At 45.2% G+C, this 21139-nt stretch carries 19 protein-coding genes and 1 tRNA gene; 8 read left to right on the forward strand and 12 right to left on the reverse strand.

The genetic code is table 11. From position 1 onward, the window contains the following. Positions 1–36: 36 nt before the first annotated feature. Positions 37–648, reverse strand: a complete 612-nt coding sequence (coaE, locus tag SGRA_RS09100) for a dephospho-CoA kinase (protein WP_015692365.1) — start codon at positions 646–648, stop codon at positions 37–39. Positions 649–898: 250 nt separating this feature from the next. Between coaE and SGRA_RS09110 the strand changes: the two genes are divergently transcribed. From SGRA_RS09110 to SGRA_RS09125, 4 genes are all read left to right on the forward strand, one after another. Continuing rightward, complete coding sequence (locus SGRA_RS09110; protein WP_015692367.1) at positions 899–1564, forward strand: uroporphyrinogen-III synthase; 666 nt, start codon at positions 899–901, stop codon at positions 1562–1564. Positions 1565–1790: 226 nt separating this feature from the next. Next, positions 1791–2909 (forward strand): recombinase RecA, encoded by a 1119-nt coding sequence (gene recA / locus SGRA_RS09115; RefSeq protein WP_015692369.1) that lies wholly within the window; start codon positions 1791–1793, stop codon positions 2907–2909. A gap of 177 nt (positions 2910–3086) precedes the next feature. Continuing rightward, positions 3087–4241, forward strand: coding sequence for an ArsA family ATPase (locus SGRA_RS09120; protein WP_015692370.1), 1155 nt, complete (start codon positions 3087–3089; stop codon positions 4239–4241). 52 nt (positions 4242–4293) lie between these two features. Beyond that, positions 4294–4366 (forward strand) — tRNA-Arg (locus tag SGRA_RS09125). A 100-nt stretch (positions 4367–4466) separates the two neighbouring features. Here SGRA_RS09125 and moeB read toward each other — a convergent pair. The 8 genes from moeB to SGRA_RS09165 form a co-directional block, all read right to left on the reverse strand. Further along, the gene (moeB, locus tag SGRA_RS09130) at positions 4467–5618 is read right to left on the reverse strand and encodes a molybdopterin-synthase adenylyltransferase MoeB (RefSeq protein WP_015692371.1); all 1152 of its coding nucleotides are present in this window, start codon (positions 5616–5618) and stop codon (positions 4467–4469) included. 9 nt (positions 5619–5627) lie between these two features. Beyond that, positions 5628–5909, reverse strand: coding sequence for a MoaD/ThiS family protein (locus SGRA_RS23945; protein WP_002658761.1), 282 nt, complete (start codon positions 5907–5909; stop codon positions 5628–5630). A 25-nt stretch (positions 5910–5934) separates the two neighbouring features. Next, entirely contained in the window at positions 5935–6402 is a 468-nt protein-coding gene (locus tag SGRA_RS09140) for a M67 family metallopeptidase (RefSeq protein WP_015692372.1), read from the reverse strand. A gap of 11 nt (positions 6403–6413) precedes the next feature. Further along, positions 6414–7355 (reverse strand): PLP-dependent cysteine synthase family protein, encoded by a 942-nt coding sequence (locus SGRA_RS09145; protein WP_015692373.1) that lies wholly within the window; start codon positions 7353–7355, stop codon positions 6414–6416. Positions 7356–8225: 870 nt separating this feature from the next. Then, entirely contained in the window at positions 8226–8855 is a 630-nt protein-coding gene (mtnB, locus tag SGRA_RS09150; RefSeq protein WP_041329888.1) for a methylthioribulose 1-phosphate dehydratase, read from the reverse strand. A gap of 293 nt (positions 8856–9148) precedes the next feature. Continuing rightward, a complete protein-coding gene (locus tag SGRA_RS09155; RefSeq protein ID WP_015692376.1) occupies positions 9149–10009 on the reverse strand; it encodes a phosphatidate cytidylyltransferase in 861 nt (286 codons plus the stop codon). A gap of 10 nt (positions 10010–10019) precedes the next feature. Further along, a complete protein-coding gene (locus tag SGRA_RS09160) occupies positions 10020–10922 on the reverse strand; it encodes a CPBP family intramembrane glutamic endopeptidase (protein ID WP_015692377.1) in 903 nt (300 codons plus the stop codon). Next, the gene (locus tag SGRA_RS09165; RefSeq protein ID WP_015692378.1) at positions 10906–12123 is read right to left on the reverse strand and encodes an aspartate aminotransferase family protein; all 1218 of its coding nucleotides are present in this window, start codon (positions 12121–12123) and stop codon (positions 10906–10908) included. Before SGRA_RS09165 ends, SGRA_RS09160 begins: the two co-directional genes overlap by 17 nt. 112 nt (positions 12124–12235) lie before the next feature. Between SGRA_RS09165 and SGRA_RS09170 the strand changes: the two genes are divergently transcribed. Beyond that, positions 12236–13147, forward strand: coding sequence for a GHMP family kinase ATP-binding protein (locus SGRA_RS09170; RefSeq protein ID WP_015692379.1), 912 nt, complete (start codon positions 12236–12238; stop codon positions 13145–13147). Between the two features lie 787 nt (positions 13148–13934). Here SGRA_RS09170 and SGRA_RS09175 read toward each other — a convergent pair. Further along, on the reverse strand, positions 13935–14477 hold the full coding sequence (locus SGRA_RS09175) for a DUF6702 family protein (RefSeq protein ID WP_015692381.1): 543 nt from the start codon (positions 14475–14477) through the stop codon (positions 13935–13937). Positions 14478–14568: 91 nt separating this feature from the next. On the opposite strand from SGRA_RS09175, the gene SGRA_RS09180 reads away from it, so the two are divergent. The 3 genes from SGRA_RS09180 to SGRA_RS09190 all read left to right on the forward strand — a co-directional run bounded on the left by SGRA_RS09180 (position 14569) and on the right by SGRA_RS09190 (position 18436). Further along, positions 14569–15165, forward strand: a complete 597-nt coding sequence (locus SGRA_RS09180) for a HupE/UreJ family protein (RefSeq protein ID WP_015692382.1) — start codon at positions 14569–14571, stop codon at positions 15163–15165. Positions 15166–15340: 175 nt separating this feature from the next. After that, on the forward strand, positions 15341–17602 hold the full coding sequence (locus SGRA_RS09185; RefSeq protein ID WP_015692384.1) for a M1 family metallopeptidase: 2262 nt from the start codon (positions 15341–15343) through the stop codon (positions 17600–17602). Positions 17603–17818: 216 nt separating this feature from the next. Continuing rightward, positions 17819–18436 (forward strand): FMN-binding negative transcriptional regulator, encoded by a 618-nt coding sequence (locus SGRA_RS09190; RefSeq protein WP_148268314.1) that lies wholly within the window; start codon positions 17819–17821, stop codon positions 18434–18436. Here SGRA_RS09190 and SGRA_RS09195 read toward each other — a convergent pair. Further along, positions 18433–19113, reverse strand: a complete 681-nt coding sequence (locus SGRA_RS09195) for a ComF family protein (protein ID WP_015692386.1) — start codon at positions 19111–19113, stop codon at positions 18433–18435. The two genes, SGRA_RS09190 and SGRA_RS09195, sit on opposite strands and share 4 nt — an antisense overlap. 92 nt (positions 19114–19205) lie before the next feature. Then, positions 19206–20357, reverse strand: a complete 1152-nt coding sequence (locus SGRA_RS09200; protein WP_015692387.1) for a COX15/CtaA family protein — start codon at positions 20355–20357, stop codon at positions 19206–19208. Between the last annotated feature and the right edge of the window lie 782 nt (positions 20358–21139).

Consider the following 21139-nt stretch of genomic DNA (forward strand, 5'->3'; position numbering starts at 1 on the left):
ATGGAGATCCAATTAAAAAAATTCCCATTTTATGGGCTATTCGGGCTTAGATTGGGCCAATTTACTAATTTCTTGATCTAGTTTTTGTACTTGCAGTTGCAAAGCTTCTAGGCTGCTATTTTCCAGAATATAATCGGCTCTTTTGATTTTTTCTTCTTCGGGCCATTGGTTGTTGATTCGGGCCAAAACGGCGGCTTCTGTCAGATTATCTCTGGCCATCACCCGACTAATTCGCAGCTCGAGCGGAGCCGTAACCACAATAATTTTATCAAATTGATCGGCCAAATTAGCCTCAAAAATAAGGGCAGCTTCCTTCAGGCAATAGGGATGTCCAGCCTCTTGCATTTGCGCCTGCCAAGCCTGCGTATCTCGCTTGACCGCAGGGTGCACCAGGGCGTTGAGCTGGGCCAAAGCGTCCTTATCCTTAAAAACTTTTTCGGCCAAATAGGGGCGATTAAGGCCCCCAGCGGGATTATAGGTATCGGGACCAAAAGCGGCAATCAAATCTTGCTGCAATTTATGGTCATTTTGCATCAGCCATTTGGCCCGTTTGTCGGCATCATAAAGCGGTACGCCCAAGGCTTCAAAAAAGCGGGCGGCGGTACTTTTTCCACTTCCAATTCCGCCAGTAATTCCAATTTTCAACATGATTTTTTTTCATTTTGTTTATTTGGGGCTGCCCCAGCCTTCGGCTGGGTCGGGCCATTGCGCAGCTCGCAAGTCTGCTCGGCCCTGCAGCCCTTCGGGCTTTGGTCTGCCGCCTTCGGCGGCCCTGCTACAGCCCCTCAGCCGCGTCGCTGCGCTCCTTTGCGGCGGCTTCGCCGCCTGCTAGATGCAGGCAAAGCGCCTTGCTCTTGTAAAATGGCATAAAAAGCTTTAGCTTTCAAAAAAGAAGGAGATGCAAAAAATTTTTATTTCCAGAAAACTAGCCGAGCAGAGTGACTTTAGGCGCTTATTGGCTAATCGGGCAGAGCTCATAGATTACTCTCTATTAAGGTTTCGGCCCACTAACTTTAGTTGGCCCAAAGATACGGACTGTTATTTTTTTTACAGCCCCAGAGGGCTGCGCTATGCCTTGGACCAATGGAAAAAACCCTGGGAGCAGCTTCCTTTGATTGCTGCTTTGGGGCCAGCAACAGCCGCAGTACTTCAAGAATTTGGTTTAAGCGCAGATTTTATTGGTTCTGGCCGGCCGGCCCCTACTGCCCTAGCCTTTAAAGAATGGCTGGGCCAAAAAAGCGTTTGCTTTTTTCGGGCCGAACAGTCTAAACGCTCTATTCAACAACTGCTCAAAGGCGAGATTTTGGCCAAGGAACGCATTGTTTATAGCAACCAAGCCAAAACCCAATTTGCCGACAGCCAAGCCGATATTTTAGTTCTGACCAGCCCGCTCAATGCCGAAACCTATTTAAAGGCATACCCCAAAAAGAAAAATCAAGAAATTCTAGTCATTGGACGCAGCACGGCCCAAAAACTCATGGAAATGGGCTATAGTGATTTTCATTTGGCTACGGCCCCCAAAGAAGAGGCTCTCGCCCAATACTGCCTGCGCTACTTATTATAAGCATTTTGCGCCTAGCAGAAGCAGAATTAGCCACAAATTGTTTTTTATTTTATTTTTTTGCCAAAAAAATTGCAACAAAAAGTTGCACTACTAGTAAAAGCCCTGTACATTTGGTTCATAACAAAAAGAAATAAAAGTTTTTGCGGGCAGGCTTGCGGCTTTTACTGGAAAAACTTAACTTTACCGTATACTCTATATTTTTACTTGGCTATAAATACAAAATGAGATGGCAACTAAAAAAGATGCTAAGGCCCTAGAGGGCAAAAAAAAGGCCCTACAGGCCACATTAGATCGCTTGACTAAAACCTATGGAAAAGGGAGTGTCATGAAGTTGGGCGATGCCCCAATGGTAGAAGTAGAAGCTATTCCTACAGGTTCTATTGGCTTGGATGTCGCTTTGGGCACCAATGGTTTTGCCAAAGGGCGTATTGTAGAGATTTATGGACCAGAATCTTCTGGTAAAACGACTATTGCCATTCATGCTATTGCAGAATGTCAGAAGGCGGGCGGAATTGCTGCTTTTGTTGATGCAGAGCATGCTTTTGACCGCTATTATGCTGAAAAATTGGGCGTAGATGTAGATGAGTTGGTTTTTGCTCAGCCTGATTATGGGGAGCAAGCCTTGGAAATTGCCGAGAACTTGATTCGCTCTGGCGCTATTGATATTTTGGTGGTGGATTCTGTTGCTGCACTCGTTCCTCGCTCAGAGATTGAAGGCGATATGGGAGATTCTAAAATGGGTCTTCAAGCGCGTTTGATGTCTCAGGCCATGCGTAAATTGACTAGTGCCATCGGTAAAACGAACTGTTGCTGTATTTTCATCAACCAGTTGCGCGAGAAAATCGGAGTGATGTTCGGTAATCCAGAAACCACAACTGGGGGTAATGCCTTGAAGTTTTACGCTTCTCAGCGTTTGGATATTCGCCGCTCTGGTGCGGCCATTAAGGACCGTGAGGGGAATGTAGTAGGAAACCACGTTAAGGTGAAAGTGGTCAAAAATAAATTGGCTCCTCCCTTCCGCATTGCTCAGTTTGATATCATGTATGGAGAAGGCGTTTCTAAAACGGGAGAACTCGTTGATATGGGCGCTGAATTTGACATCTTGAGCAAGAGCGGTGCTTGGTATGGCTATGGAGGGACCAAAATTGCTCAGGGTCGCGAAGCGGCTAAGCAATTTATGATGGACAATCCAGAGGTTGCTCTAGAGGTTGAAGAAAAGATCAAAGCTCACCTTTTTGGTAATCCTCAGGAAGAGCCAGAAGAGGTAGAAGATGCAGCAAAAGAAGATGCTGAAGGAACTGAAGAAAAAACAACTAAGCGCGGCCGCAAAAAAGCCGATGCTTAATCGAAATACCTTTTTTGTCTAAAATACAAGCTAGAGAATCCTTTGGCTCTCGACGCAAAGTCTGCGGTTTCTTTTTGTATTTTTAGCCAGTAGCTGCCTCTCCGCCTAGCGGAGGGGTAGTTTTTTTTTGTGGGGCTATAGAAAAGCTGTACTTTGAATGAGAAAAGCAAAACATCAATGAGAATCTTACTTTTTACAGGAAAAGGAGGCGTGGGCAAAACGAGTAGTGCTGCTGCCACCGCTTTGGCCGCTGCCGCCCAAGGATACAGAACCTTGGTGGTCTCTACCGACCCCGCACATAGTCTTTCGGATGCTTTGGACCAGGAACTGGCTCCAGAGCCCAAAGCCGTAGCCCCTAATTTATGGGCTCAAGAATTTGACGTCTATTATTCTATGAAAAAACATTGGGATAATATGCGCAACCTCATGCTGACGGTCTTCCGCTGGCGGGGCGTAAAAAATATTGTGGCCGAAGAGCTTTCTGTCTTACCCGGTATGGAAGAAGCCTCTGCTTTTTTATGGATTGAGCAACACTATCGGGAGGGGAAATATGACGTACTCATTATTGACTCGGCCCCTACTGGCGAAACTCTAAGCTTACTTTCCTTACCCCAAGTCATGCAATCTTGGGTAAATAAAGCCGTACCCAAATTTGCCATCAAAACTGCTGGAAAGTTTTTGCGCAAAGCCTCTGGCGTTCCTTTAGACAAAGGCTTTGAAGAACTAGAAGAGCTTTTTGAAAAACTAGAGCAGGTCCAGAAAATTATGCTGAACCCCAAAATTTGCTCTATTCGGATTGTCGCCAACCCCGAGCGCATGGTTATACAGGAAGCCAAAAGAGCCTATACCTATTTGCAGCTCTATGGCTATCAGGTAGATGGCATTATTGTCAATCGGGTGCTGCCCGAAGAAATGGGCGCAGGCGTTTTTGCTCAGTATATTAAGAGCCAAAAACAATATCTTGAGGATATTGAAGAAAGCTTTGCTCCCCTACCCATTTTTAAGGCGCCCCATTTGGGCCAAGAACTATTTGGTTTGCCACTACTAGAAAAAATGGGGCAACTACTCTATAAAGGAGAGGACCCCGCTCAGTTTTTCTATAGTGAAAATCCTTTTGAGGTAGAAGAAAGAGGACAATACTATTTGATTAGCATCAAACTCCCCTTTATTCAAGAAGAGGATTTCTCGGTCCAAAAATTTGGCGATGAACTAGTCTTGGATGTCAAGGGCCGCAGAAAAAACATCTTTCTACCCCGCTTTGCCAACTACCTACAACTAGAAAAACACGCCTTTGCCGATGGACAGCTTCGGCTCTGGCTAAAAAAATCCTAGGGGCAAAATTGGCAGTCTCTACAAAATTGTCTATTTTTGTGTTTCATAGACAGCCCGCATAGCTCAACTGGAAGAGTGTCGGTTTCCGGAGCCGAAGGTTGCAGGTTCGAACCCTGCTGTGGGTATTGGCCCAACAAACAGATGTTTGTTGGGCCTTTTTTATGCCCATAAAAAAGCCAGAGCCCCTTTTGGGCTCCAGCTCATAAAAAACATACAGACAGCTCTTTAGTAAGTGGCAAGCTCTTGGTCCACTTCCTTGGCATAGGCTAAAATTCCCCCCTCCAAATTGAGTAAGTTAGTATAGCCGTATTCTGCTTGCAGTAAGGCTATCACATCTGCGCTTCGCTTTCCAGAACGGCAATGTACTACTACATCTCCCGTTTTTGGAATTTGGTCCAGCTGCTGCTCAATTTCTCCTTTCGGAATCAGTTGGCCTCCTATATCCACAATTTCTTGCTCATAAGGCTCTCGCACATCAATTAGCACAAAAGCTTTTGACTCCTCTTGCCATTGCTTAAGTTCCTGCACACTAATGCTTGGCACAGCCGCCACAGGCTGCTCTTCTTTGGCCTCCTCAACCCCACAAAACTGCTCATAATCAATGAGTTCTGTAATTTCTGGCGTATTGGGGTTTTTCCGAATCTTGAGCGTTCTATGGCTAAAGGTCAGGGCATCAAAGAGATAGAGCCGGCCCACTAAAGGCTCCCCTACCCCAGTAATCACTTTAATGACCTCTAGCGCTTGCAAAGAACCAATAATCCCTGGCAATACGCCCAAAACACCTCCCTCAGAACAAGAAGGAACCAAGCCAGGAGGAGGTGGAGAAGGAAAAAGGTCCCGATAATGAGGACCAAAATTGCCCAATTCATCTTTGTAGTTAAAAACCGAAACCTGCCCCTCAAAGCGGTAAATGGAGGCATAAACATTCGTTTTGCCTAAAATTACACAGGCATCATTGACCAAGTAACGGGTCGGAAAATTATCGGTCCCATCAGCCACTACATCATAGTCCTTAATGATATCTAGAGCATTCTCTGAGTTGAAAAACTCATTGTAAACAGTGACCTCTATATGTGGATTTAAAGCCTCTATCCGCTCTTTAGCCGCTTCAGCTTTTAGTTTACCAATGCTCTCGGTCCCAAATAATACTTGCCGCTGCAAATTGCTATCATCTACTCTATCATAATCTACAATGCCAATATGGCCCACTCCTGCAGCAGCCAAATAGAGTAAAAGAGGACTGCCCAAACCACCAGAACCCACGACGAGCACCTTGGCGGCCTTGAGTTTTCGCTGCCCTGCTATATTAAACTCTGGAATAATAATATGTCGGCTGTAGCGCTCTAGCTCCGCCTTTGAAAATTCAATATTTGCCATCTTCTTTCTTTAAAGGTCAATTCCGCCTGCAATGGCTGGAATAATACTTAATGTGCTATCTGATTTTAGGGCGGTATTGGGCCCATCTAAAGCCAAAATGTCCTCATCTTCTAAAAAGATGCGAACAAAAGCCCGAACTTGCCCCTCTTTGTCTAGCAAGTGTTGAGCTAAAACAGGGTAAAGCTCAATTAAACGATCTATTGCAGCTTGTACTGTCTCCGCATCTAATTTGACGCTTGCTTGTTGGTCGGTGAATTTGCGTAATGGTGTGGGAATGATTACTGTTGCCATAATATTTTGATTAGATGATAGATAATTAAATGAGTTCTCTTTTGGGTAGGGCTTCTAAGTTGTTGCGTTTTACTTCTTCTGCCTCAAATTCTCCTCGCGCTTCATTCAATCGCCAAGATGTAAGCTCTGCCGCCTGCCCTTCTTGTACCGATAAAATGATGTAGGAGAAATAAGGTACCGCCTGCTTTAAATCATGTATAGAGGGAATTGCCGGATGGTTGGGATGAGAATGATAAATCCCCAATAGATTTAATCCCAATTCCAAGGCCTTTCTTTCTGCTTTCATATAATCCAAAGGCGAGATTTCAAAACGCCGTCTTTGGTCTCCTTCTTTGCTGTTAATAACGGCCTCGGCGAGTAGCACATGCCGTAATTGTCCCTCATTTTCCTCTGTTCCATAAAAGAATCCGCAGCCTTCATTCGGAAAATCAGCTTCTAATTGTTGTAGTATATACTGCTCTGCCTCGGGGGCTAAACTCAATTGATAAGACATAATAAGCGATTTTAATATGGAAAAATTTGTTCAATGACCTCCCCGTACTTGTCTGCACTATCGGGCAAAAGGGTCACAATATGGGCTTCTTGCTCAGGCGGAAGTTCTTGGGCCCATAAATAAGCGCCCAAAACATTGGCCGCAGCGGAAGGACTCACCAATAAGCCTTCTTCTTTGGCCAGCCTTCTGAGCATATCATAGGCCTGAAAACTGTCTATTGGCAGTTCATGATGTGCCAAACTATCATCATAAATGGGGGGCACATAGGCCGTCGGCAGGTGTTTCCAGCCTTCCAAACCATGTAGTGCGCCATCTGGCTGCAAACTGGCCAACTGTATCGCAGGATTTTTCTCTTTTAATCCTCTGGCATTGCCCACAAAACTGCCCGTGGTCCCTAAAGCGGTTACAAAATGGGTAATTTTACCCGCCGTTTGCGCCCAGATTTCCTCGCTGGTCCCATAATAATGCGCCTGCCAATTGGCTGGATTACTATATTGGTCGGCATAATAGTATTTCTCTGGCTCGGCCAAAGCAAGCGCTTTGGCCTTTTCTTGGGCCTCATCGGTGCCCCCAAATGGAGAACTAAAAATGAGCTTTGTTCCTAATGCTCTCAAGATCCGCTTGCGCTCTACCGAGGCATTTTCAGGCAAAATAATGGTTAATGGAATGCCCAGAGCCGCCGCTATATGCGCATAAGCAATGGCTGTATTTCCACTACTGGCATCCAAAAGCTGCTTGCCTTGGCCCAATTCGCCCCGCTCTATAGCGGTTTTAATGATATTGTAGGCGGCCCGCGTTTTCACGCTGCCCCCCAACTGATGCCACTCTAGCTTGGCATAAATATGAATATTGGGAGAAGGGCTCAGACTTTTGAGCTCTACCAAGGGCGTTTGCCCCACTAAGCGACCTACGGCCGCCAAGGCTTCTTGATATTTTTTAATGGTTGCTGGCATATTGGAGGAGTATGTTTTTTATTTTTTTGATTGTTTTGGGGCTGCCCCGCCCTGCGGGCGGGTCGGGCTGTGTCGCAGCTCGCAGGTCTGCTCGGCCCTTCGCAAAATTTCGCTGCGCTCATTTTGCTCGGTCTGGCCCTAGGGGCCACTGCTGTCCATCCCTCAGCCAAGGGCCTTCGGCCCTTCTGGACCAAAAAAAAGCTCAACTTCTTTTAGACAAAAGAAGTTGAGCCGAACAATAATAGTAAGTAGACCAAAACAAAGATCAATTACTGGCATTGCCTCTCTCCTCTTTTTGCCCAAGCAAAAGAGAATGACAACAACAACAGCAAGTAATCAAGGAAATGGTCTGCATAAGATTAGATTCTGGAAAAAGAAAAAGCCTTTTTGAGAGAACATCTCAAAAAGGCTTTGGTTATGTAAAACATCAGATTTAACTCTTCATGGATACATAGCTTTAGCACTGAGATGCTCGAGGAGCAAAACAGGGATGGCAGCAACAGCAGCATGAAGTGGTCTTAAATCTATTTTCTGTTTTCATCATAGTTTAAAATTCAGGATAAATTTTGGGCTTTCCAAATTTAACTCTCCCTTTTTAGCCCAAAAAGGCTAAAAAAAGACCATTTTCTTAAGCGCTGAGAATCGCACAGAAAAAACTTGCCGACCTAAGTATAGGGTGCATTAAATTCTCAGCGCTTAGAAAAAAGTGGTTTTTCGGCTATTTTGGAGCCAAAAAGAGCAGTTTTTAAACGCTCTGCTCTTTTGTGAAAAAAGAAAAAATTGTGGAACAGCAAATTGTTCCACGTGGAACAATGCAAGATGACGCCTCAATTCGTGGAAATGGAAAAACCCATTGTTCCACGTGGAACATTAGTGTGGAGCCAAAAGCAGTTTTTTATAATGTACTTCCAATAAAAACTCTAAAGCTTCTAAATGCCGTTTGGCTTCGGCTATACTTTTGCCCCAAGTATAGAGTCCATGTCCTGCAATCAAATAAGCAATAGTAGTAGGTTGGGCCAAATAGAGCTGTCTAAAATCTTCAGAAAGTTGCTCTATATCCTGCGTATTGGGAAAAATAGGCAGCTCAAAATCTACTTCATGGCTATCAAATTGAGGTAAAGCTTTGAGTAATTCATACTGACTAAGCCGCAAATTTCCCTGCTTTAAGTAATAATCAGAGAGGAGGGTGCCATAAATAGAGTGGGTATGAACCACCACATTTATGGCTTCATTCTCTTCATAAAGGACCGTATGTAGTAGGGTTTCGGCCGAAGAACGTTCTCCCTCAAAGGGAGGAAGAGCCCTCCCCTTTAGGTCTACAAGCATAAAATCTTGGGCAGAGAACTGGCTTTTATCTCGGCCAGACTTAGAAATAGCAAGGCGATCTGCCCCGACTCTAAAAGAATAATTGGTGCTAGTTGCAGGCGAAAAGCCTTTGGCGTTCCATGCTCTAATGAGTTGGGCCAATTGTTCTGCAGTTTCTTTTGGTATTATTGACATATCATAACAGCTAAAAAGGTGAAAAGGCCGAAGCGAAAAGCCCAAAGCAGCGCCTCATGTTGTGCGGTCACAACAAGGACTTTAGTCTGCAGTTCGACGACCAAAGGGAGTAACCGATGTGTAGAGGGCCAGGGACAGCGCCCAAAGCAGCGCCTCATGTTGTGCGGCCTAGCGATGTGTAGGGGTGGCCGAAGGCCAGACCCAGCGGGCGCAGCCCGCGCAGGGCCGAGCGAAAAGCGAGCCCCGAAACGTAGCGCCGCAAGGCGAAGCCGCAGCGGAGGCCCCAAATTCACTTAAAAAGGAATAAATCTAGCGATTTTCAGGATAAAAATAATCGTAAAAGTAATCACAGGAAAGACAAAAAGGAAGGCATCAAAGCGGTCAATCAGTCCACCATGCCCAGGCAAAGTTGTTCCTGTATCCTTAATATTGAGTGAGCGTTTGAGCATAGAGGCAATAAGATCGCCCCAAAAGGCAAAAATAGAGGCCTCTGCGGCCAGAATCAGCCAAGTAGAGAGGGAAAAATCGAGGATGCTCCAGACAAAATAAGAAGCAAAGCCCCAAAGCAGAGCCGCTGTAAATCCCCCAATAAGGCCCTCAAGCGTTTTATTGGGCGATAAAATGGGCGAAATTCTACGTTTTCCAAGCTTGCGACCCGTCAGATAGGCAAAAACATCATTGGCCCAAACCAAAAGCATAATGGCCATAATGAGAAAGCGGCCCGAGGAATCTTGCAAAGACAGAAAGCAAAGCAAGAAAGTGGGCAGCCCAATATAGAAAAGGCCAAGGTAGCTATAGGCAATATTTTGGAAAGGATTTTTGCTTGAAGCCGCCAACTCTAAGAGAAAAGGCAGAGAATAAAGGGGCAAAAACCAATGTCCTAGCCCATTTAGGACCAAAGGAAAAGGCGATAAATAGCCATCTACAAGGAGCAAAGCGGGCAAAATAGAGAGCAACATAAAGAGTGCTCGCCGCAATTGATTATAGATTTTCTGTGGACTATCTTGCTGTAGGAGTAATTGGCCCAGCTCTCGGATACATAAAAAGCCCACCAAAAGGTAGAGGGCTGCCGCCGAAATAGGGTGGGCCAAGGTTCCCGCAATCATAACTACCCCAAAAACTAGGGCCGTAGTGGTGCGCAAGCGCAAACTCATAAGCTATAAATTAGGAGGGTAAATAATCATTGGCCTGAATTGCTCCTTGTTTTTTATGCCCTTTATAGAGTAAAAAACAGATGGCCAAAGCCAAAGGATAAGCCAAAATGCCTAAATAAATGGGTAGCTCTAAGCCTGTTTGTTCAGACATTTGGTCTGCGAAAAAATAATAGAGCAATAATTGAGAAGAATTAAAGGCGATATGCAGCAAAATAGGCGTCCAAAGACTGCCCGTCCAGCGCAAACTATAGCCTAAAATCGCTCCTAATAGAAAGCGAGGGATAAAGCCTTCTGGCTGAAAGTGGATCAGGCTAAACAGCAGGGCCGCTATCCAAATACCTAGGTCCAAATTCTTAGTCAGTTGAGCGAGTAGGCGTTGCAGAATCCCTCTAAAGAGGAGCTCCTCTCCTAGGCCAGCGGCCAAGCCCACCAACAAAAAGTTGGTCAATAGGTCCATTGGGCTATTCATGCTCATCAACTTTTCTTGCAAAGCAATGGTCTCTTTAGCGATCCAGCTTTCTGGAGTAATCATCTGATTGAGCGCATAGAGCTGCATGGCAATCGGATAAAGGCAAAGCGCTAAAACTGGCAAAAGCAAATAGGTCCAGAACTTAGCAGAGCGATTGAGCAGCAAAAAATCCATGGCTCTTTTGGGCTTCCAAATTAGGCTAAAGCCTAGGGCCACCAAAGTATAGCCACAAAAATGGCTAAACAGGCTCCCCCATTTTAGGCCTGCAAGTTCATTGGGAGTAGGGTCTGTAGTCGCCAAATTTGATACTAGCTCCATTAAATTACTGATCCCATAGGCCGAAGCAATAAGCTGAAGGCCTAGCTGGCCCAAAATCATCCCAATTGCCCAAATCGGCAGCAGGTATAAAAACCCTTGGATAGCTGTTTTAGTTGTTCTTGTCATAAGTTGGACCGTCTACCTCATCAATAGCTTCTAGCAAAAAAGCCGCAGCCTGATGAATTTGTTGAGGACTAATAATAAGTGGTGGTGCAATTCGGATCGCCGAATCATTAAAGAGGAACCAGTCTGAAATCAAGCCTTTTTCCATACACTTAAGGATAATCGACTTCGTTTGTTCATAGCTAGAAAGCTGAACGGCCATTAGTAGGCCAGCAGAACGGACCGTTTTAATTTTAGGATGCTTGAGTAAGCTTAAGAAAAGGGCCTCCTTTTCCTTGACCGTCCCGATCAACTCCTCATACTCTTCCTTCAGCACTTTTAAGTTGGCCAAAGCAGCGGCACAACAAAGCGGATGCCCTCCAAAAGTAGTAATATGCCCCAAAAAGGGATTATGACTAAGCACCTGCATAATTTCTTGGCTAGCAATAAAAGCCCCTATAGGCATTCCGCCGCCAAAACCTTTGGCCAAAAGGAGAATATCGGGCACTACATCAAACTGCTCAAAGGCAAAGAAGCTACCAGTGCGGCCACAGCCCACCTGAATTTCATCAAATATTAGTAGGGCGCCAACGGCTGTACAACGCGCTCTGAGGGCCTTTAAATAGCCTTCTAGAGGATTTTCCACCCCTTTCTCCGCCCGTACGGGTTCAATGATCACAGCGGCCGTTTTTTCCGTAATTTTGTCCAAATCGGGCCAGCTATTAAAGGCAATATGATTGATATTGGGTAAAAGTGGGCGAAAAGGAGCGGTAAAAAAGTCGGTGCTCATCAAGCTCAATGCCCCTTGGCTACTCCCATGATAAGAGGTTTCGCAGGCAATGATTTCGGCCCGGCCAGTATAGCGCTTGGCCAGTTTCATCGCCCCTTCTGTTGCTTCTGTTCCAGAATTGACAAAATAGCAGCTAGACAAAGAAGCGGGCAGCAAATCGGCTAAGTACTTTGCCAATTGAACCTGAGGACTCAAAATAAACTCCCCATAAACCAAGGTATGCAAATAGCGCTCTGATTGTGCAGCAATTGCGGCCATGACCTTGGGGTGCCGATGCCCTAAATTAGACACTGAAATACCTGAAATGAGGTCAATATAAGACTTGCCTGTAGGCCCATACATATAAATTCCCTCTGCCCGATCAATCTCTAAAGCTAAAGGAGCATCAGAGGTTTGGGCCAAATGTTGTAAAAATAATTGTCTGCTAGATAGCATATAAGCTGTACTTTTGTATGATAATCTAAGTCCACAAAGTTAGGAAAACTTTGTACATTGTTCAGGGAGGCAGCCCCTCCCTATTTTTTGAGATTTAAGATATAATAGATAGATGTCTAAAGCACAATTGGGCGTAAAAATCAAGGCGCCCGCAAGTTTGAGCCAATTATCTTGGGGCCCTGGCTGTATGGCCGTTGCCCTAGAAGGCTTAGCCGATGAAGTGATTATCCGCCCTAGCCAAGAGGCTGGCTTGCAGCTTCTAGAAGTTACTGGGGACCAAAAACAGCTCAGCCGAAACCTTGGCGAGACGGCTATGGGCAAGGCCGCCCTCGCTTTTTGGGCCCTTTTGCCCGATTATGGCGTAGAAACAGAGACTTTGGGCTTTGAGTTGGAAGTTCGCAAGAAGATTCCCTTTGGCTTGGGCCTTGGCAATGAGGCCGCATTAGTGGCCGCCTGCCTGTATGGACTCAATAAGCAGCTCAAAAGTCCACTTATGCCCAAAGAATTGATGCCCCCTGCCCTAGCTTCGGGCTGTGCTGCCGAGGATCTTGTGGCTAGTTTATACGGCGGCTGGAACCTCATTGTCCAAGAATCTCCCTGCCAATGGCGCCGTATGGCCCTCCCAAAAGGCCTTTATTTCTTGGTTTTTGCGCCAAAAGTTAAAGCCCATCAGGCTCTGCGAGAAGAAATTGCTCTTCAAACAGGCAAAGCTAGCCTGCAGGCCCTTTCTGCCTTGAGTTGGGCCTTTAATTATAGCGATTTCAGACTGCTAGAAGAGGCCCTTTGGCCCCAAGCTTGGGCCGAAGAAGGCAGCTTTTTAAGAGAAGTTCAAGAAATTGTTCATGCAGAAGGCGGCCTTAGCTGCCATTATAGTGGCCAAGGACCCACAATTGCCGCCCTTTTCAATAATACACTAAAAGCAGAAGAAGCGCAAACCGCTATCCTCGCCCACTACAAAGCCAAAAAACAAAGAGTCAAGAGCTGGATCCTAAGCATTGACCAAGAAGGGGCAATTATTGAATAATCCCTTTTCAGTAAAAATACCATGAGGAAGTAGATCTATATCTGCTTCCTCTTTTTTTTGGGGCTGCCCCGCCCTGCGGGCGGGTCGGGCCATTGCGCAGCTCGCAGGTCTGCTCGGCCCTGCGCAAAATTTCGCTGCGCTCATTTTGCTGGGTCTGCGGCTTCGCCGCCCTGCTACAGCCCCTCAGCCGATTTGCTCTTGGCCAAAAACCTCAACCTTAAGGCAAAATGACTTCGCTACATGGCTAATTGGACCAAAAATTCAAAGCGCTGAGAATCGCACAGAAAAAAAGAGCTGTACTAATATTCTGTACAGCTCCATTTTTTTATTGGCAATTGTCCACAAAAACCCCTAAGTTATCCACAGTAAACTGTGGATATGTTCCACGTTTTTCCACGCTTTCAAATTGTTCCACGTGGAACAATGCCACTTCTCCACAATTTCATCAGTTTTCCACAAAATCATTGTGGATATGTTCCACGTTTTTCCACGGCTCAATATGTTCCACCTGGAACATTGGTCGCATTTCACAATCAATTCAGGTTTTCCACAACTCAATTGTGTATAAGTTTCCAAGTTTTGTATTTGAGCGTAATTCTAGTTTTCCACAAAATAGTTTTCCACAAAAACTTATTAACATGTTCCACGTGGAACAATTTGTGGAAAACTGCAAAAAAGGAATGTGGAAAACCTCTAAATAGTTTTCCATAAAAAAGTTATCCACAGCCAACAACCAAAGTTAACTGTGGATAAAAATTTTCAACAATACTGTAATTAATCAAATTAATTACCATCTCACTTTTTGGACCTCTCTTCCTTTTCGGCTAATTACTTTTTGGACTCCTTGGCTTTTAGTGTGGCAGGCAGCAAAATTCAATTGATTGAAATGCTCCTCAATTAATAGGCTGTTATTAATCGTGAGTTCAGCAAAAGGGGATAGGTTTTTAGCCTCTAAAAAAACATAGCATTCATAGATATTCCGCTTCTCTCCCATTTCCTTGCCCAAGTACTTATATTGTATAGCTTGGCCATCGGCCTTCAGTTTGAAATGCTGTTGGACATAATTGGCGAGTAATTCATTGGCCTGAGGATGCTCTCGATCGGTGCCAATTTCAACGGTTTCTCCTAGGCGCTTAGAAAAAAGCTGTTCAAAATCGTCTACAAAGAGCTTGATAGAAATTTGTAGCGCTTGTTCCTCCTCTTTATAATCTATTTCGGCAACAGAGAGGTAAATAGGGTGGTCGTTTTCGGCCGTTGTTTGGACTGATTTGGCCAGAGAAAAAGGCCATAAAATCGAACAAAGTAGACTAATTGTCAAAAAGCTAGGCATCTGAGTCGTATTTTTGATTGTATTTTATAAAAACTTGGTACATTAAATTTGATCTTGAAGAACAAATATATCACCATTTTAAAACGACTACATGAATTTTGGCCTCTACTTTCAGTTAGGGTTAGAGCATATTACCGACCCCTACGGCTACGACCACATTCTATTTATTATTGCTATTTGTGCCAGTTGGCGGATACGTGACTGGCGGACCGTGGCTATTTTGGTTACGGCCTTTACTTTGGGGCACTCTATCGCCTTGGCTTTGGCCACCTTTGAAATTGTTCCCGTTTGGTCTGCACTAATTGAGTTTTTGATTCCAGTGAGTATTATGGCTAGCTGTGTTCAAAACATCAGTTATCCGCCCTCAGAGAGAGGAGCAAAAATCAATAAAAACTGGGCCTATGGCCTAATTGCGGCCTTTGGAATCATTCATGGTTTGGGTTTTTCCAACTTCCTCAAAGAGACTTTAGTGGCCAATGAAAGCCTATTGACCCCTCTTTTGGGCTTTAATTTGGGCCTAGAAATTGGGCAACTTTTGATTGTGGCCATCTGTTTTGCCTTTAATTATATCTTTGTAGAATTGGCCCATAAAGCACAAAGAGACTGGACCTTAGTGGTTTCTTCGGCTGTGGCTGGTATTGCTTTTTTGCTTTGTTTAGAAAAAGGCGCCGAGCTATTTTTTGGCTAAATATGGCCGAAGGCCAAACGGCCTAGCGATGTGCAGGGGTGGCCGAAGGCCAGACCCAGGCGGCTTTGCCGCCGCAGGGCCGAGCGAACAGCGAGCCCCGAAACGTAGCGCCTGCCTTCGGCAGGAGGCCCCAAAAACACAACATCTTGTTCATTAAATTTAGATATTTCCAATTATGCTAAAACGATCACTACTTGCTATACTTGGCCTTTTTCTATTGGCGCAGTATGGCTGGGCACAAGAAGAACGTGCTCATGAAAAATTTAAGCAGCTCTATGAGGAGTTGCCCACGCCCAACCAATACCATAATGCGGCTGGAGCCCCAGGGCATAAGTATTGGCAGCAACGAGCCGACTATAATATTCAGGTTCGTTTGGACGATGAAAAACAGCGAATTTATGGCAAAGAACGCATTGCCTACTATAATAACTCGCCCGATGAACTCTCTTACCTTTGGTTGCAACTAGACCAAAATGTGCGGGCCCAAGGTTCTGACGCCCAAATCACAGAAACTCAAAAGCTTGATCCTCAAATGTATAGCTATCAAGTTATGAGTCTTTTTGATAAATTTGATGGCGGCTTTAAGATTGAAAAAGTCAGTGGTAAAAAAGGGGAAAACCTAAAGTATACCATCAATAAAACCATGATGCGAATCGATCTTGATCGTCCACTAAAACCTGGCGAAAAGTTTGAATTTGATGTGAAATGGTGGTACAATATCAATGATGGGATTAAAACTCGTGCCCGCTCAGGCTATGAGTATTTTCCAGAAGATGATAACTATATGTACAATATTGCCCAGTTTTATCCTCGGATGTGTGCCTACAATTCTGTAGATGGTTGGCAAAACAAACAGTTTATGGGCCGTGGAGAATTTACCCTCAGCTTTGGTAACTTCAACCTAGAGATTACTGTCCCCAAAAACTTTATCGTGGGCGCAACAGGTGTTTTGCAAAATAGCAAAGATGTATTGAGCAAAACCCAACGTGAGCGTATCGAAAAAGCCAGAACGGCCAAAGATCCCGTTTTCATTATTACGGAAGAGGAGGCCAAAGCCAATGAAAGCAAAAAAGGAGAAGGTAGCCAAACTTGGCGCTTCTATGCCTCTAATGTACGTGATGTAGCCTTTGTGGCCTCTCGCAAATTGATCTGGGATGCCCAAGGCGTACAATTTGGCGATCGCAATGTACTCGCTATTTCTTACTACCCCAAAGAGTGTATGGGCCTTTGGGACAAATACTCGACTCGTGCCGTTGTGCACACCCTCAAAACCTACTCTAAGTATACTTTTGACTACCCCTACCCTGTGGCTATTTCTAGCCATGCCAATTTTACGGGTATGGAGTACCCCATGATCTGCTTCAACTATGGCCGCCCTCGTCCTGATGGAACCTACTCGGAGCGCCTAAAGTACGGCATGATTGGCGTAATTATCCACGAAATTGGGCACAACTATTTCCCCATGATCGTGAACTCTGACGAGCGTCAATGGACCTGGATGGATGAGGGACTCAACACCTTTTTGCAGTACCTTACCGAGGTAGAATGGGAGCGTGACTACCCCTGCCGCCGTGGTCCAGCCTACAAAATTACCGATTACATGGGAGGCGATAAAAATGGAATCGTGCCCATCATGACCAACTCGGAGTCGATCCTTCAATTTGGCAATAATGCCTATGGCAAGCCCGCTACAGCCCTCAATATTTTGCGCGAAACGATCATGGGCCGCGAACTATTTGACCATGCCTTTAAGGAATATGCCAACCGCTGGAAATTTAAGCACCCCACTCCCGCCGATTTCTTCCGCACTATGGAAGATGCCTCTGGCGTAGACCTCGATTGGTTCTGGAGAGGTTGGTTCTATGGCACCGATCATGTAGATATTGCCCTAGACGAAATTACGCACTACCATCTCAACACCTTCAACCCAGAGCAAGAGATGAGCATGCAAAAAATCTGGGATGCCGAAGACCCCACTTATATCGGAGATATCCGCAATAAGGAGTCGGTCAAGCAAACGGTCATGGAGCGTTATCCCGACCTTCGCGACAAGTACAATGATCGCGACAAATACCGTGTAGATGAGGAAACACAGCGCAATTCACTCTTTGCTTACCAAAATCTCAGCGCCGAAGAAAAAGAAGTTTTGGCCAAAGATTACAACTACTATCAGGTCGATTTCAAAAATGTGGGTGGCCTAGTAATGCCCATCATCATCGAGCTAAAGTACGTAGATGGTAGCTCTGAGGTCCGCTATATTCCCGCCGAAATTTGGCGCTACAATAGCAATAAGGTCTCTAAAGTCTTTGTGACCGAAAAGGAAATCAAGGAATTTATTTTAGATCCTTACCTAGAAACTGCCGATGTAGAACGGGAAAATAACTACTTCCCCAGACGTCGCAAACCTACTCGCTTCGAGATGTTTAGCCCTCGTTAATAAATATTGAGCGCTGGTCCTTTTGGGCTGGCGCTTTTTTTATTTTGGGGCTGCCCCTCGCTTCGCTCGGGTCGGGCTGTCTCACAGCTCGCTGATCGCTCGGCCCTGCGCCGCCAAAGGCGGCTGGGTCTGGCCCTTCGGGCCACTGTTGCCCATCCCTCAGCCTGCGGCCCTGACGGGCCTGTACGCTCCAAATTTAACCTAATTCTACCGCCTATGTACATTCCCAAAAGCTTCAAAAGCAATGCTCCTGCCCCACTTCAATGGATGAAAGAGCAGTATCCCTTTGGCCTTTTGCAATCTCAGCAAGAGGGCCAACTTTGGGCCACTCCCTTGCCCTTTCTTTGGTCTGGCCCTCTCCTACTCAAAAGCCATCTGGCTCTAGCCAATCCACAGGCCCAAAGCTTCCTAAAGCAAGACAAACAAGAGGTCTTGATCCATTTTCAAGGCCCCTATGCCTATATCTCGCCCAAGCATTATCAGCATAGCCAAAATGTACCCAGCTGGAACTATTTGGCCCTGCAAGTTCGTGGACAGCTATCTGTCTTGGACCAATTGGGCCAAAAACAGCTCTTAGAAGAGAGTATTTTGGCTTTTGAGCCCACTTATTGGCCCCAGTGGGAACAACTCCCAGAAAAGTACTTAACGGCCCTCTCTGGCGAATTACTGGCCTTCCAAGTTGAAGTAACAGCTATTGACCTTTGCCTGAAAATTAGCCAAAATAAAAGCCAAGCCGAACAATTAACCATTTTAAAGGCTCTCCAAAGTTCTCCCCATCTCATGGACCAACAACTCGCCCAAGCGATTCTCCAACTCCAAGCCCTAAAAGACTAAGGCGCCAAAGCAATGCAAACCACACTAAGCGAAATCTGCGCCTTCAATAAATGCTTGGCACAGGCCTCTATGGTGGCCCCTGTGGTCATGACATCATCCACCAGCATAATGTGCTTATGCCGCAATTTATCGGCCTGCCGCAAAACAAAAGCATCCGAAACATTGGCAAAACGCTCTTCTCGACTCTTGCGGGTCTGGCTCTCCGTATAACTGGCCCGCAATAAAAACTTCTCGGACCAAGGCACCCCCAAACTCTCCGATAATCCAGAAGCCCAGCGCGCCGCCTGATTATACCCCCGCTGATGCCGCTTTTTAGGATGTAAAGGGACCGGAATAATATAATCCACCGACTTCCAAAAAGGCTCCTCGGCCAATAAACGCCCATAACTTCTCCCCAACTCCTCCCCAATCTCTGGCCGATGACCATATTTCAATTCATGTATCAAGCGCTGCAATATCCCCCCCTTCACAAAATGATAGGCCGTGCTCGCTCTGCTAATCGGCAAACGCCCCCAAAAGCGCTCAGCTACCGGGTTCTCTTCAAATAAATGATAGTTGGTGGGCTTGATTTTATACTGACAGGAGGTACATAAAGCCCGCTGCTGCCGCTGTAAAGGCTGCCGCTGACAAGCTAAACACAAACGAGGATAAAATAACTGCAATAGAGGTTCTAACATAGGGTTGACTTATTTATACACGAAAATATAAATAAAAAAAGAAAAGACAGGCACAAAAACCTGTCTTTTCGTATATTTTTTAAGTTTATCGGCTAAGCAAGGGCTTTTTCCTTGGCTTTCGGTCCATTTTTAGCCGCCTTAGGGGCCAAATAACCGCCCTCGCTAAACTGATAATTGAGGTACAACATCGCCAATAAAAGCAACATTCCCCCAGCCTGATGCAAAACGCCTAGGGTCGGGAAAATCTCTGAACCGCCCACACTATTGATGACCGTGAAAATGCCTAAACCAATTTGCAGCGCCAAAACCAAAAGCAAAAGAACATTGGCTCCTCGCAAGCGGGCAGAAACCTTAGAACGATGAATCCGCCAAGCCAATAAGGGAATCAATAGGGCCAAGGCATAGGCCGTAAAGCGATGAAAAACCTGAATTAAGGCTGGGGCAAAGGCATTTTTGTTATAGCGCAAAAGGTTTTCCCACTTCCATTCTCCCGATTGATACAACACATCCGAAAACCACTGCCAACTGCCATCTGCAGCCACTTCCATATGAGGGAAATGAGGGGCCACATAGCCCGCTTTCATGCCCGACATCAAGCCACCAAGGACCAATTGTAGCCCAATTAAAGCCGTAATCTGCCAAGCCCGCTTCCGCAATACCCTATGATAGGCATCTTTGGTCACTGGCTGCCAAACTTTCAAACTGGCCCAAAACAATAAGGCCAATAAACTAATTGCAATAGACAAATGGGTGGTCAAACGATAGGCATTCACCCAAACATATTCTTCCGTGTTCAAGCCCGAACTGACCATAATCCAGCCAAATACAGCCGCTAAAGCCGCCAAGGCCACTACCCCGCCCAATTTTCGCATTAGACCCGCAGGTAGCCATTTTTTGCGCCAGAAATACAAAAAGGGGAACAAAAATACAAAGCCCATGCTTCGCGCCCACAAACGGTGAAAATACTCCCAAAAATAAATGAACTTAAATTCCGAAAGCGTCATGTCGGCATGAATGCTCTCGTACTGAATCGTATGCTTTTGGTACTTCTCAAAGGCAAGCGTCCACTGCTCCTCTCCTATCGGCGGCAAAACCCCCTTAATCACATTCCACTCCGTAATCGATAAACCCGAATCGGTCAATCGCGTAATTCCACCAATGACTACCTGCGCAAAGACCATCACTACCCCAATCAATAACCAAATACTTACGGCCTTGGGTAACCGCATTTTTTTATGCTCCATCTGAATTATGCTTTTTTTCGCTAAAAGGAGGGGCCGCAAAATACGGCCTTTTTTTGAGCTTGCTTCCTATTCTTGAACAATGCTCCGCCTTTGCAGTTGAGAAAAAATCTATTTAGATTTATTCTAAAGAATAATTTTCGATTTTTTTGGGGCGTTACTCCTTTCAGTCGTCGAACTGCGGACTAAAGTCCTTGTTGTCGCTGCGGCTTCGCCGCCCCCCTCCACATCGCTAGGCCAGTCGCTTCGCTCCTCCCTTTTGCCCAAATTAAATTTTTCAACCTAAAAGAGCGCTTTTCCACAAAACTTTTCCACATGGAGGATAAGTTGGCTGTTTTTTTAAAAATTGACTGCCGAATAAAAATCTTGCCTTGCTAAATTAATCTGAAAGCAAGAACTTGCTCCTTGGCCGTAGAAACAAAAATTAAAACATTTTGTCGCAGCAGATTTTTGGAGCACTTCTTCCCTTATGAATTATAAATAAAAAATTTTTTAAAAAAACTCTTATTATCATTAGGGCTGTGGATAAGTGGATAACTCACTAGCTTAAGGAAGCCTTAAATTTAACTTTTCCACAGCTTTTTGGACTTGTCCACAAGTTTATGCACATTAGTGAAAATTTGAAATAGTTTTGAGCTGGGCTTTTCAGTGGCTTTTCCACGAAAAACGGACTTATCCACAATTTGCCCATTGTGGATTTTATTTTTGCCCAAAAACACCCATTTTTCTGTGGATAACTTTGTGTATAAAGTCGGACTTATTCACAATTCGCAGCCTTTATACAC

The sequence above is a fragment of the Saprospira grandis str. Lewin genome, assembly GCF_000250635.1.
In the GTDB taxonomy this organism is placed as follows: domain Bacteria; phylum Bacteroidota; class Bacteroidia; order Chitinophagales; family Saprospiraceae; genus Saprospira; species Saprospira grandis.

Excerpts from the sequence above, each read along its gene's own strand:
- SGRA_RS09145 (WP_015692373.1), bottom strand. The coding sequence starts at position 7,355 with ATGCCAGCAACCATTAAAAAATATCAAGAAGCCTTGGCGGCCGTAGGT.
- SGRA_RS09140 (WP_015692372.1), bottom strand. The coding sequence starts at position 6,402 with ATGTCTTATCAATTGAGTTTAGCCCCCGAGGCAGAGCAGTATATACTA.
- mtnB (WP_041329888.1), bottom strand. The coding sequence starts at position 8,855 with ATGTCAATAATACCAAAAGAAACTGCAGAACAATTGGCCCAACTCATT.
- SGRA_RS09175 (WP_015692381.1), bottom strand. The coding sequence starts at position 14,477 with ATGCCTAGCTTTTTGACAATTAGTCTACTTTGTTCGATTTTATGGCCT.
- SGRA_RS09170 (WP_015692379.1), top strand. The coding sequence starts at position 12,236 with ATGTCTAAAGCACAATTGGGCGTAAAAATCAAGGCGCCCGCAAGTTTG.
- SGRA_RS09200 (WP_015692387.1), bottom strand. The coding sequence starts at position 20,357 with ATGGAGCATAAAAAAATGCGGTTACCCAAGGCCGTAAGTATTTGGTTA.
- SGRA_RS09165 (WP_015692378.1), bottom strand. The coding sequence starts at position 12,123 with ATGCTATCTAGCAGACAATTATTTTTACAACATTTGGCCCAAACCTCT.
- SGRA_RS09190 (WP_148268314.1), top strand. The coding sequence starts at position 17,819 with ATGTACATTCCCAAAAGCTTCAAAAGCAATGCTCCTGCCCCACTTCAA.
- SGRA_RS23945 (WP_002658761.1), bottom strand. The coding sequence starts at position 5,909 with ATGGCAACAGTAATCATTCCCACACCATTACGCAAATTCACCGACCAA.
- SGRA_RS09110 (WP_015692367.1), top strand. The coding sequence starts at position 899 with ATGCAAAAAATTTTTATTTCCAGAAAACTAGCCGAGCAGAGTGACTTT.
- moeB (WP_015692371.1), bottom strand. The coding sequence starts at position 5,618 with ATGGCAAATATTGAATTTTCAAAGGCGGAGCTAGAGCGCTACAGCCGA.
- SGRA_RS09160 (WP_015692377.1), bottom strand. The coding sequence starts at position 10,922 with ATGACAAGAACAACTAAAACAGCTATCCAAGGGTTTTTATACCTGCTG.
- SGRA_RS09185 (WP_015692384.1), top strand. The coding sequence starts at position 15,341 with ATGCTAAAACGATCACTACTTGCTATACTTGGCCTTTTTCTATTGGCG.
- SGRA_RS09155 (WP_015692376.1), bottom strand. The coding sequence starts at position 10,009 with ATGAGTTTGCGCTTGCGCACCACTACGGCCCTAGTTTTTGGGGTAGTT.
- recA (WP_015692369.1), top strand. The coding sequence starts at position 1,791 with ATGGCAACTAAAAAAGATGCTAAGGCCCTAGAGGGCAAAAAAAAGGCC.
- SGRA_RS09120 (WP_015692370.1), top strand. The coding sequence starts at position 3,087 with ATGAGAATCTTACTTTTTACAGGAAAAGGAGGCGTGGGCAAAACGAGT.
- SGRA_RS09195 (WP_015692386.1), bottom strand. The coding sequence starts at position 19,113 with ATGTTAGAACCTCTATTGCAGTTATTTTATCCTCGTTTGTGTTTAGCT.
- coaE (WP_015692365.1), bottom strand. The coding sequence starts at position 648 with ATGTTGAAAATTGGAATTACTGGCGGAATTGGAAGTGGAAAAAGTACC.
- SGRA_RS09180 (WP_015692382.1), top strand. The coding sequence starts at position 14,569 with ATGAATTTTGGCCTCTACTTTCAGTTAGGGTTAGAGCATATTACCGAC.